Raw genomic sequence first — 11,145 nt, 5'->3', positions numbered from 1 at the left:
TATGGCAAAAGTCTTCAGGCGGACGAAATCTAACGTGGCTGCGACAATTAGGTCCTTCCCACGAGGGGACCCACTGAAATCTCCGAAGAACATGTCCGGAGTCAGGCTCATGCCAGCTTAGTCAGCGGGCCGCGCCAAGTCGCGCAACAACCCCTGCGCCTGGTCATAGCCCGGGATGTCAGAACGCAGCGCACTCACGAGCTCGGCTATGTGAGACGCAACTTCAGCGCGCACGACTTCAGGCGTCGGTCGCCCGAGCGGGCGCAAGCGCAGGAACGGAATTCCCGCCGTGGAAAAGAGCCTGTCTTTGCGCTCGTCGCGTTCCTGCTGACGGTCAGTATCATGCCATGGGCTATCCACTTCGATAGCCAGCATGGGCAGATATGTGGTACTGGACACAACCACGATGTCTACGCTCGCGCGCAGGTAGTACCCAAAATCATCCTGGTCGACCAGTTCTTTCAGGCGGTCGTAGCTCATGATGCTTTGCAACGAGCAATTCGGGAACACCAGGTGGTTCGGGCACAGTTGCACCACGACCTGGTAGATGCTGAACTCGCGCTCGCTGTTGAATACCTGCTTGATAGCGGAGGTACCGTTGGCCCGCACAATTCGACCGGCAACCGAGTGCTGATTTTCGCGCTCAAGAAGCGAAATGATGTGCGGATTCACAACGTACCCGGTCGGCGTATCCCGAATCATCCCTTCAGCTAAGAGCCGCTTGTGGTGTTTCCCCGCCCACTCCGCGGACATGCCGGCATAGCGGCCGAGTTCCTCGTAGCCTTTGAATCCGTCAATCTGGTGCAGCGTCGCGAGCAAGGTCTTGGCGGGTCCGCTCAGCGCAGGCCAACGGTTCACGGCCGTTCGCTCATGCTGGTCCGCCTGCTGCAACTCATCAAGTCGGCGCTGGGCGCTCTCACGAATCTGTGCGAGCGCCTTCGTTGCCTGCACGTCCTCAGTTTTCACCGCTTCAAGGAGATGCAGATGGTCCTTCATGTCGGAAACCGAGGTTTCGCCCTTCCACAACGTGACGAGGTTGCCTTTGATGGCATCGAGCCCACCATATGAGGCACTGAGACTTGCCGTATAGAAGCACAGTGCATCGTATCTTGTCCCCGAGGAGCTCACCTGCTCCAGGTAGCCCTTGATGAACCATCCGCGCGGCGACTCCAGGTCTGACGAAAGGTCGCGCGATAGCTCGACAATGCGCTCGAACGCCTCCCCCTCCGCCGAGAGCAACTTGTTGAACACGGCCACCGCACTGCCTTGCCACAATCTCTCGGGGTCGCCAGCCAGTTCGTCCCGCCGTGCGGCAAGCGCTTCGAGATGCGGAATCACTAGCGAAATGTCTGATGCACTAAGCTCGCCATCGAAAGCGGGCATAGGCTGCTCGCGCAGTTGCACGGCAGCCTGAGGATGGACCAGCGCATCAAGGAAAAATCGCAAGCGGTCGCGCAGCGTAACTGCGCTGTCCATGGCCATCCATTGGAAACGGCAAGATTTTTCGCGAAGCCACGCTAGGTCCTCAAATTGCATGTGAGGCTGTTTCGTGTAGTCGGCGCCCGACGCCGAAATGGCGTGCACCAGCTTGAAATAGAGCTGACATGCTTCTCGGTGGCGCGGGTAGGCTTTCGTCAGTGGGTGAACCACCGAGACGAGAAGGTCTACCGGTGCGGGCTTTCGAAGGCCCGAGAATGCAAACGGAATCGATTCTGGACCGTCTGTGCCCTGCACCATCAAGCCGCCCGCCTCGATGTCCGAGACACGCGCGTACCGGGAGAGATAATTGACTGCGCTAACCAGGTAGCGGTCGCGGTCATTCTCGTGAGTCGCCAAGATGCTGCGCATCATTGCCGCGAGACCGTCGGAGAAATCGTGCGCGAAAGGCCCGGGGTATCTCTCAAGGACGGCTGCGTAGTCATTGGGCTTTGCGAAACCCATCTCCCACAGGAACCCCCAGCCTGACGGAATCAATTCCTGTCGGGATAAGTACTCGTCGTCCAAGTCTTCTCCCACGTACTCATCGGGCAGCACAGGTTCGGGAAGCTTCGCCAACGCTGCGCGCACAGCCGGAGCGTCGCTCGGTGTGGCGGCGAGCATGTCCAGTTCCGTTTGCATAGCCAGCAATCGAATCTTGTCGTCATCCTCAAGCCCAGGCATCTTCGAAGCTCGCGCATAGGCTTCTCTTAGCAGAAGGTCCAGGTCTGGGAGTTGCTCAAGCGCTTCCTTTTGCCCAGGAAGAAGGTCTTCTTCCTCCCAGTACTCGTCAGGGAACATCAAGGACAGGGCTTCGCTTCGCAGACGTTCAACCCACTTGAACTGCATCGGTTCCATACAGGCACGCGTCAATTGGTCCAGCGCGTGCAGCGTGTCCTCTAAGGTGAAGTCGAGCAGGCGCAGATAGATATTGAACTCGTCTGCGCGATAGAAGTGCGTCGCGAGTGCGGCCATGCGCATTACGGCACCTTTGAGCGCTGAGCGGTTTTGCGCGTCCACAAATTCGATTGACGAGACGTGTGCCTTCGTCCAAGCGACAACCTTCGAACTCAGTATCCAAAATTCCGCCTCGTTGTCCGTCTTGTCAACGATGCTCGGCGGCGTCAGCGCGTTGGCGAATTCCAACAACTCGTTCCACTGCTCTGCCTGGACGCAACGATGGACCTGCTTCCGAAGGTCTTCAAGCGTGACGCCTATGGGGGGTTGGGAATTGACGCTGCTCCCCGTCGAGGATGCAGGATGGTGGCCCGCGGTAGCGCGTCGGGTAGCTCCAGACTTCTTGTTCTTACGGGACACATTGGCCTCGATATGTCGATATGGGGGAGCTAGAGGGATGCCGCCGCCTGAACGAAAGCTCCTATTACCATCACGGCGCGTCACTTCTCGCCGTGTATGGCGTTTGGCAGGTCGAAGCGAAAGTCATGCATGTCGCCAAACACTTGATAGACCGCTCTAATATGCTCGGGTCGGTGCGATTCGTATCGCATGACTTTCGTTGAGACCGACAGCTCTACGGCACCTCCGTCCTACGTTTCTACTTTATTTTCTTCTAACCGCCTTAAGGCGGTTTCGTTCTGAACAATTTGATGGGACTTTTCGTCGAGGCCTTCAAAGAACTCCTCGTCATGGGGATATTTTTTTGCAAGTACGTCCCAAATCATGGAGTCACGAAGTTCATGTCGGTCCTCTCCGAAATGCGCTTGCCGATGGTCGTCCGCGCAAATCGCGACAACATTTCGTTCGTCGTCAGCCCCACCGCAATTCAGCGGAATGACGTGGTGCGCCTCCAGGTAGTACGCGCCGCTTGCCGTCACAAACCCTTTCTTGCCACATAGCTCACAGCATCCATCTGCAGCCCGCAGCTTCGCCGCACGCACTACCGCCGAGTCGCGCTCGTAAATCGCCGTGGCCGGAGCTATGACCTTCTTCGCAGGAACAGCAGGGGCCGGAGAGGCGTTGCGCTGCTTCTCATACTCTTGGTCTTCGGCGTAGCCGTCGAACTCGGCGAGTTGCGGTTTGCCGCGAATAACCACAATCCGCCGGTCTTCATTTCGGTGATGTGGGTACCAGAGGACAGGGTCAAGCTCGCGCTGATGAGCCTCGCTCGTCTCCCTCAGCCCTTTCTTTCTCCGTACTCCATCGAGGATAGCCACATGAATCGGCTTCTTGCGGTAGTAGGCTTCTAGCATCAGCGCAGATACGGCGTCTGCACGATTCAACTGGACTGGAGCGGCCGTGTCGATATTCTCTTGCGCCCAGTCGGAAGCAGTGTCGATGAAGAAAATCTCATCACCATCCTCATCCATATTGTCATGCCAGATGTTGACCAGGTAGGGACCGCCATCGCCTTTGAAGCACCAATCGTACTGCGTCGTCATAGGCACACCGACTTTCTCCGCGATGTCTCGGACGCGCTGTATCGCTACTGGTTTCAGGTCTGCCAGAGTTGTCATATATTTTTCTGAGGGTGGGAGCGCCTGGCGTTTTGCAGGGAGTTCGCGTGCCCTTCTATTCTTTCCTCGGTCTTGTCTGCCAGAAGATGGGAAATGACACTGCCGATTGCACGTGCATCGCTCACTTCTACGCAGCCTCACCGGCCTTGTTCCTGGATGCCCGGCTTTGCTGTGCGAACCGTCCTCACGGCATGAATGGCCGGAACGTTCAGGACGAACCTACGCAGATGTCGACTTGTCCATCGGGACTCCATGGACCTGCTCTCCAGACGGCGTCTCGCGTTCTCAAAACGCGTCTACGCGATGCTTGCTCGAAATGAAGGCGGCACAACCACGCCGCTTCCAAGTTAGCCGACAAGCAATTCCGCCGGGTCTACGCCAAGCCCCGACGCGAGCTTTTGCAGGTTATCAAGCGTAATGTTAGTTGCAGCCCGTTCGATATGGCTCACATACGTTCGGTGGAAGCCGCATTGGACGCTGAGCGCTTCCTGGGAGATGCCTTTTTCCGAGCGAAGGCGCCGGACATGTTCTGCCAGCCGGCGTCGGAGGTACGGGTCGATGTCTTTGCTGTCGGTTTCGGTCATGGGCCGGAGGTTGGCGCAACATGACCTTTCCGTCTACTTCTCAAACATCTACCGTCTAAACATATACTGCGTAAACGTATACAATGCACTCATCACGGTATATGCATGCCTCCAAGGACCTGTCATACGTCGACTCCTCTTGGCGGCCAGCGCATCGACAAACAGAACGACGGAGGCCCTTCGGCGATGGTTCACAGCGCGCGTCTTCGCGACAAGGTGCTCAACTTGCAATGCCCGAGCCTGACTGCCGAGCAGAGCCAGTTAGTTTCGCGATATCCGCTGCTTTTTCGTGCGGCGCGGAACCCAGAGGCATACCCGTCGAACCTTGCGAATTTCGGCATTCAATGTGGTCCAGGCTGGTATCCAATCATCGAAGCAGCCGCACGAGATATTGAGCATGAGCTACAAACGATGTGGTCAGAGCCGTTCCAGAATCCAGAGAGCATCTCCGCCATGGACGAAGAGCTTCTTTCAGGCAGGAAAGCCTATCCCCTACTTCCATTTTGCAGAGACGTCAGCCAGGTAGCGGGCGCATTGATGATGGACATTGAGAGTGGCCACCTTTGCGACGTGGCCGCGTGGAGACGTATCCGCAAATCAATCGAGCAAGCGGCGGCTATGTCTCGTTGTACGTGCGAAAGCTGCGGAAAGCCAGGGAGGTTCCGCGAGATTCACTGGCGACACGTCTACTGCGATGCATGCGTAGCGCCTTTTCCCTTCGACCTTCCAACGAAATAACTTCATCGCACTCAGGACTCGACTGCCATGTCGCCCTTCGTCCCGCGCCATATTGCGAGCCTCACTGAAGTGCATACCGACCGTCCTAGATAATGCGAGCAACATATGACCACAGCACATGAACGTAGCAGCGTAGCTGTCGAGACGCGTAGATTTCTGCAGATGCTCTCCTCCGACGAAAGCTGCGCGAACAACGGCGACCTCCGAGAAGAGGCGGTGGGGCTCTTTCGGTACTATCCGCTCGCCGCGGTCAAGCCTGATGTCTCGTTATCGCGTTGGAGAATCATCGAGACCGCTGACGGCTTTAAGCATCTTGTCGGCTACGACTCCCTGTGCAAGGGATGCGTTGCCTCGTCTCTTGTCTCATTTGACCGCCAAGCGATGCGCGCAAAGGCGCGCTCCGGACTTGTCTATCAACTCGTCGGCAAACCGGGTTCGTTTTGGGACGTCGAGGACGTGTGGGAACTCTGGTTCGAAGCAAACAGCGCCGGCATATGCAAAGAGGTTACGGAGCAGCTACTCGCGCAATCAGCGGACGACGATGCGTAGGGTCGCAATGGCGAATAGCGTGGCCCACGATTTGCGAAGCGCTAAAAGGTCAGCTGCGCTCCAGGCGCTCTGCGGCTTGAAGGGCAAGACGCAGAACTGTTGCTGATGCCATTCCCGACTTGGGCGTTGGGTGAGTTGATTCAGCGCCAACAGGCTTTGGTAGAGGTAAAGCACGGAGATGAAAATGCCACTACATCCGCACGATACGAAGGACAATCCATCGTTCCACAACGCACGATTGCAACATCTCATCAATACCGCCGTCGTTGCGGCAATCCTGTTCGACCCAACAGGCGCCGTAGCACTTCTTGACATTCCTGATGCAGAACTTGGGCGGCGCTTCAAAACACGCCTCATGCAAGCCATCGGTGTCGCTACAGCGTTGAACCTGGACCTAAGCTCGCTTCGTGAAGAAGACGAGAAACAAGGCAATCGCACCAGACGACGGGCGTCGGAACTCGGGGGATTGACTGATTTTTCTGCGGCAAACGTGGAACGGTACTCCCTTGTACTTCAAGGGAAGTTGCTGTGCGGGGAAGATTTCTGCCGGGCACTAGGCATCACAGAAAAGAGACTGAGCAAGGACGTCGCTTCAGGCCGAATCTTCAGCGTTGAATTTGAGGCCGAGCCACACTACCCAACGTTCTTTCTCTCAAACCTGTTCGACCGCAAGGACTTTGCGAAGGTCGTGCGGCGGTTGGGTGACTCAACCGGCTGGAGCAAGTGGAAATTCTTCACGACGCCGGCAGAGTCGCTCGGCGGTCTCACGCCGCTCCGACTTCTCATGCGTGAGGAAGTAACGCTGGCACTGAAGGCAGCCGCAGATTTCGCGGAGCGGTAAGCGAAGGTGACCAAGCGCTTGGGCTGCCTACCACTCGCGGAGACACACACCTATCGCGTTCGCTGAGTTGGACGCCATAGTGATTTGCGGAATAGTTTCGCTCGAGAATTGACCATATGAACACCGATACAGAGTGTCATCCATCAGATGGGCACGTCGCGCTGAGCAAACTACTGTCGAAAATACTGCGGCATGAACCAGAGATGGTTGGCATACGTCTCGACAGTCAAGGCTGGGTATCCGTCGACGAACTTGTCCGCGCAATAGAGCGGACCGCGCGTAAAGCGGGCGCCCCTAAGCGTCTGAGAACGCTGCCGACTGTCACGAAGGAACTCATTTCGGCAGTCGTGGTTACGAACGACAAGCAGCGCTTTTCCCTTTCCCCTGATGGCGAGCGAATACGCGCTGCACAAGGCCACTCTATAGAGATAGACCTGGGGTACGCAGCTGCGGAACCTCCGGCAATCCTCTATCACGGCACTGCCTGGAGCAACTGGGCATCCATCGCCAGCGAGGGTCTGACGGCCCAGAGCAGGCACGCGGTACACCTGAGCGCCGATGTGGATACCGCGACACGTGTAGGCGCTCGCCACGGCCGCCCAATCGTACTTGTAGTCGACGCAGCACGGATGCATAGCGACGGCTTTGCTTTCTCGCGGTCCGATAACGGGGTTTGGCTTACCACGCAAGTCCCGGCCACTTATCTCGCCCGTCTCAGAGAGTGACCTTACGCTCAGCTAGCAGGCCAGCGAATACGCCGCAACTTTCACCTATCGCTCGGGCACAGCCGGGTGGTCCTGGTCTTCTACCGGGGCATCCTCGCTTTCCATCGCTTCTGACGAGTCGGACGCTGGCTGACAGCGATGAGCATTCGCCTTCATGTTCGCTTCGATAAGCGCATGAGCTCTCTCCGCGGATAGCGGGGTCGCGCGCGCAAGCAAGGCTTTCAGGTTGGAAGCCATAACGAAATTCCGGTGTTCTGCTTGTATGAGTCTAGCGCGATTAGGCTGCAACCAACCCTTTGCAAGACAGAATGTTTGCACGTCGCGGCGCACGCGACGAGTCAACTTCCAAGAGGTGGTGCGCGGTCGAAGGCCATTACTAACTCGTTGTTACCAATCTCGCACCGTCGTTTCACCTGTGTCCTGGTCCGCCTCCTACACTCCGAACCGTGCTCACCAACAGCGCGCACACCGTGCGAAGGAGTAACGGAAATGAAGAAGACGATTCTCGGCGTGGTACTGGGCGCAGCCGCACTGGCCGCGTCGACGGCCGCAAGCGCGCACGTGGATGTTGCTTTGGGGATTGGCGTTCCTGGCGTAGCCTACATCCCGGCACAACCGGCTTACGTTGCCCCTCCGCCTGTTGCGTACGCGCCTGCTCCAGTTGCGATGGCCTACCGCGACGACGATGGCTGGCGCGCACGTGAGTGGCGGGAACATGAATGGCGAGAACACGAACGTCGCGAGCACCAATGGCGTGAGCGCGAGTGGCACGACCGCGGTGGCTGGGGCTATTAAGCCGGTTCAACGTGTAAAACCATGCAGGTGCCAGTCACGAAACCGAATTGCCGAATCAGTACGTTCGTTGCGGCTACCGCCTTAGGACTGGTGGCGGCAGGAACAGCAAATGCCGCCGGCTGCCTCAAAGGCGCCGTCGTGGGCGGTGTAGCCGGACACTATGCCGGCCACCACGCAGTCGCCGGCGCAGTCGGCGGCTGCATCGTCGGTCATCACGTTGCGAAGAAGCATGCGGAGCAACGAGCCGCACAACGGCAAGCTACCAGGGAACAGAGGCCGACCACGTGATGCCTCGCCAGCCGCCGTCGATAATGCCCATTCGGAGCTGTGTTATCCTGGCGACAGACGACTTGAACACATCTGCTCAAGAATTGTATGAAGAGCGGAGCACACGTAGATGGACGAACGAAAACGAGACAGCATTGTGGCCTACCTTCGCCGAAGGATGGCCGAACTGGGAATCGAACCAGACGATGTAGCCGCGTCAATCGCGGCTGACCAGGAGAAACTGCGAGCGGTACGTTACCGCGACGCCAGTGGCAACACCTGGGACGGCAAAAGCGATGCCCCGCGGTGGGTATTGCAGGCGACCAGCGCCGGGCAATCGCTAGAGCACTTTGCACTCAGCGGGACGCCGGAATCCGTATCAGGCAAGCGAGCCAGTGTAGATTGGGCCGGTGACCCGTTCGCTGGCAGCAGACTGGCCACCATCAACACCGAAAGTCTCGGGGTTGCCTGAGATTTGCCTCCCGGCCTGCTTCGGGCCCGATGGCATCGTCAATGAAGAGTGTGCTCGTCGCCTTCGTCGCGATAGGCATCGATGACGCCCATGCAATAAGCCAACCCAATGCGTACCGCCGCCGTGCGAGGAAACGGGCCGCCAGGTACCCGCATGACCTCCGCTGTGAGCGGCGCAAGCCGCAGGTCGGATGGGTCGACGATGCGGCAAGAGACGTCAGCTTCTCCAGATGAAATGGAGAAAACCTGCACATGAATCTCGAGCCCTAGATAAGTGTCAGTGAACGCCTCCATGTGACGTCTCCACGTGCTCCGTGCGATTCATCCTAGCACGCCCCAATGCTGCATTAAGCGCGCTCGACGGATTCCCGTCGCAGTCGATTGTGTATTTGATGTTCCATAGTCGTCATACGAAAGCATGCTCTTTTCGAGTAACGCCCCAGATGGTGCTTGCTCTCTGGTGCTGACGGCTGCGTGCACGGCGACAACATTGGGTTCGTTGTCGCTTCTCCATTGCAAATTCGCGCCGGCACCAGCCTAGCGACCTCGTAAGTCAGCTCGCGGCGTGGTTCGCGGTCGACGCCCGAGGTGTCAATTGTTCGCGTACTTGGTACCGTGGTGCCGCTCGCGATGACAGTTCGGACACAAAGCCACAGCGTTCTCAACGCTGTCGTCGCCGCCGTCAGCCAGACGTTGGCGATGATGCACCTCGAGGTAGGGCCTACCGTCTGAACGCTGAAACGGTGCCGACTTCCCACATCCTTCACAAACCCCATCCGCTCGCAGCAGGACTTCCGCAATGACGTCCGGATTCCGCCTGAAAGTCCGGGTCAACACGACAACTTGCTCGGGCTGCTTGTTTGCACTGGCGAGACGCTCTCTACGTTCTTGCGCAGAAGCCTTCAGAGACTGACCGACAGCCACGTCCAGATTCTCGAGGACTGCCTCGTGGACGGCCATCCCCTTCAGCAACCCGACGAACTCGTCGTGCACGTTGTGAAGTGGAGCCTCCGGTCCGTTCGTTTTGCCCTGGATATAGACGATATGGGACAAGAACGCGTCCAGCGCAACTGATAGCGGGCCGGCGCCGTCTTGAGCAATATCCGCCAAGTAAAGTCTCCACGCGTCGGCCGCTATAGTCGTCGCAAAGCCTCTCGTGCCGCGGCGCATTGCAACGTAACTTCCGATGTAGCCCTTCGCAGCGCGAGGTGACATTTCAGGATGGGAATCGCGCAATGCTCGTTCGGCCTGCGGCAATTGCAGGCTCCCGGCGACAACCGCGCGGGCCAACTCAAGGGCGAGCTGGAAAGCAGATGAAGGAACAAGGTAACGGGGCATGTCCTGAGTATCGAAAGAAAGCAAGGGTTGAGTTCATTTCACCACCTCTCATGCGTCCGGTGCTCGACGTCGGCCTCTGCGCCGGTAACATCCTCAGCTCAGAGCGGCCATCGCCCTCCGAAGATAGTCACGCGCCGCGTCAATCTTGTCGGCGTTTGTGTGGTGGGACAGGTCGGCGCGCTCCTTTTCGCCAAGGAAATATGCAGTGTGGTCGCTGGCTTCTTTGCCCGGGTGAGGAAGGCCATGCAACACTCGCTCTTTTTTTAGAAAGCCTTCCTTGGTTAGCCACTCGACGCCTTTCGACGTTGCCGCGCCCACCGGTATGAAGACGGCATCCGGCATGGCTTTGGCCATCTTGCCGAAGTGGCCTCGCATCTGCAGGCGTAGCATTGGGTCTCTCTCGGGATGTATCACCCCCCGGAAATTCTCACCTTTGCTGAAGATGGGAAATTGAAACAGGGACGTCGCCTGCAGTAAGTCGCTCGCCTCGCCGAAAAGGTCGTCGCTTGAGCGCAGGCCCAACCACTGATGCAGGCCAATATGGTCGAGGAGCGATATGAGACGTAGGCGCGCCCTCCCAGCAAACGCGGCTGCGAGTTTGGCGCGCCGAAGCACCTCGGGCACCGGCAGACCCTCAACCAGCGCGCGTTGAGCCTCGGTCAACGCAATGTCGGCCTGCGCCTTCCAGGGGGTAATGCCTACTAGCACGACCTTCGCAGAGGGGTTCACCCACTCGAACGGTGCGTAATACACGACCAGGTCGCCGTTTCGATGCATGCGAAGCGATTGAGACTGCGGGTCGCCCTGGTAGCCCCGGATAGCTGCCTCATACTTCTCGAAGAACTCGAAATTCACGAATGTCTTGGTCCGAATGTTGTTCTATATAG

12 protein-coding genes are annotated in these 11,145 nt (G+C 58.0%); 6 read left to right on the top strand and 6 right to left on the bottom strand.

What is annotated here, in order from left to right; translation table 11 throughout:
- Positions 1-117: 117 nt before the first annotated feature.
- From L0U84_RS04265 to L0U84_RS04255, 3 genes are all read right to left on the bottom strand, one after another.
- Positions 118-2,622, bottom strand: a complete 2,505-nt coding sequence (locus tag L0U84_RS04265) for a DUF2726 domain-containing protein (protein ID WP_233848030.1) — start codon at positions 2,620-2,622, stop codon at positions 118-120.
- A gap of 401 nt (positions 2,623-3,023) precedes the next feature.
- The gene (locus L0U84_RS04260) at positions 3,024-3,950 is read right to left on the bottom strand and encodes an HNH endonuclease signature motif containing protein (protein ID WP_233848027.1); all 927 of its coding nucleotides are present in this window, start codon (positions 3,948-3,950) and stop codon (positions 3,024-3,026) included.
- A gap of 347 nt (positions 3,951-4,297) precedes the next feature.
- On the bottom strand, positions 4,298-4,534 hold the full coding sequence (locus L0U84_RS04255) for a helix-turn-helix domain-containing protein (RefSeq protein WP_233848022.1): 237 nt from the start codon (positions 4,532-4,534) through the stop codon (positions 4,298-4,300).
- An 843-nt stretch (positions 4,535-5,377) separates the two neighbouring features.
- Between L0U84_RS04255 and L0U84_RS04250 the strand changes: the two genes are divergently transcribed.
- From L0U84_RS04250 to L0U84_RS04225, 6 genes are all read left to right on the top strand, one after another.
- The gene (locus L0U84_RS04250) at positions 5,378-5,821 is read left to right on the top strand and encodes a BPSL0761 family protein (protein ID WP_233848021.1); all 444 of its coding nucleotides are present in this window, start codon (positions 5,378-5,380) and stop codon (positions 5,819-5,821) included.
- Between the two features lie 184 nt (positions 5,822-6,005).
- Positions 6,006-6,662: a hypothetical protein gene (locus tag L0U84_RS04245; RefSeq protein ID WP_233848020.1), complete on the top strand. Its 657-nt coding sequence runs from the start codon at positions 6,006-6,008 to the stop codon at positions 6,660-6,662.
- 116 nt (positions 6,663-6,778) lie between these two features.
- Positions 6,779-7,387 (top strand): RNA 2'-phosphotransferase, encoded by a 609-nt coding sequence (locus L0U84_RS04240; protein ID WP_233848019.1) that lies wholly within the window; start codon positions 6,779-6,781, stop codon positions 7,385-7,387.
- Between the two features lie 489 nt (positions 7,388-7,876).
- On the top strand, positions 7,877-8,182 hold the full coding sequence (locus L0U84_RS04235) for a hypothetical protein (RefSeq protein WP_233848018.1): 306 nt from the start codon (positions 7,877-7,879) through the stop codon (positions 8,180-8,182).
- 21 nt (positions 8,183-8,203) lie between these two features.
- On the top strand, positions 8,204-8,470 hold the full coding sequence (locus L0U84_RS04230; protein WP_233848016.1) for a hypothetical protein: 267 nt from the start codon (positions 8,204-8,206) through the stop codon (positions 8,468-8,470).
- A 109-nt stretch (positions 8,471-8,579) separates the two neighbouring features.
- Complete coding sequence (locus tag L0U84_RS04225; RefSeq protein WP_233848014.1) at positions 8,580-8,921, top strand: H-NS family nucleoid-associated regulatory protein; 342 nt, start codon at positions 8,580-8,582, stop codon at positions 8,919-8,921.
- Positions 8,922-8,959: 38 nt separating this feature from the next.
- Here the strand turns inward: L0U84_RS04225 and L0U84_RS04220 are convergent, their stop codons facing one another.
- The 3 genes from L0U84_RS04220 to L0U84_RS04210 all read right to left on the bottom strand — a co-directional run bounded on the left by L0U84_RS04220 (position 8,960) and on the right by L0U84_RS04210 (position 11,113).
- Positions 8,960-9,214, bottom strand: coding sequence for a hypothetical protein (locus L0U84_RS04220; protein WP_233848012.1), 255 nt, complete (start codon positions 9,212-9,214; stop codon positions 8,960-8,962).
- 297 nt (positions 9,215-9,511) lie between these two features.
- Complete coding sequence (locus L0U84_RS04215) at positions 9,512-10,258, bottom strand: HNH endonuclease (RefSeq protein ID WP_233848010.1); 747 nt, start codon at positions 10,256-10,258, stop codon at positions 9,512-9,514.
- Between the two features lie 93 nt (positions 10,259-10,351).
- Complete coding sequence (locus tag L0U84_RS04210; protein WP_233848008.1) at positions 10,352-11,113, bottom strand: DUF3431 domain-containing protein; 762 nt, start codon at positions 11,111-11,113, stop codon at positions 10,352-10,354.
- Between the last annotated feature and the right edge of the window lie 32 nt (positions 11,114-11,145).

The sequence above is a fragment of the Paraburkholderia sp. HD33-4 genome (assembly GCF_021390635.1).
Classification (GTDB): Bacteria; Pseudomonadota; Gammaproteobacteria; order Burkholderiales; family Burkholderiaceae; genus Paraburkholderia.
The sequence above is the reverse complement of the archived record's forward strand: the minus strand, read 5'-3'. Positions and strand labels throughout refer to the sequence as shown.

Coding starts and splice junctions, on each gene's coding strand:
- L0U84_RS04260 (WP_233848027.1), bottom strand. CDS start 3,950: ATGACAACTCTGGCAGACCTGAAACCAGTAGCGATACAGCGCGTCCGA.
- L0U84_RS04255 (WP_233848022.1), bottom strand. CDS start 4,534: ATGACCGAAACCGACAGCAAAGACATCGACCCGTACCTCCGACGCCGG.
- L0U84_RS04250 (WP_233848021.1), top strand. CDS start 5,378: ATGACCACAGCACATGAACGTAGCAGCGTAGCTGTCGAGACGCGTAGA.
- L0U84_RS04245 (WP_233848020.1), top strand. CDS start 6,006: ATGCCACTACATCCGCACGATACGAAGGACAATCCATCGTTCCACAAC.
- L0U84_RS04240 (WP_233848019.1), top strand. CDS start 6,779: ATGAACACCGATACAGAGTGTCATCCATCAGATGGGCACGTCGCGCTG.
- L0U84_RS04235 (WP_233848018.1), top strand. CDS start 7,877: ATGAAGAAGACGATTCTCGGCGTGGTACTGGGCGCAGCCGCACTGGCC.
- L0U84_RS04230 (WP_233848016.1), top strand. CDS start 8,204: ATGCAGGTGCCAGTCACGAAACCGAATTGCCGAATCAGTACGTTCGTT.
- L0U84_RS04225 (WP_233848014.1), top strand. CDS start 8,580: ATGGACGAACGAAAACGAGACAGCATTGTGGCCTACCTTCGCCGAAGG.
- L0U84_RS04220 (WP_233848012.1), bottom strand. CDS start 9,214: ATGGAGGCGTTCACTGACACTTATCTAGGGCTCGAGATTCATGTGCAG.
- L0U84_RS04215 (WP_233848010.1), bottom strand. CDS start 10,258: ATGCCCCGTTACCTTGTTCCTTCATCTGCTTTCCAGCTCGCCCTTGAG.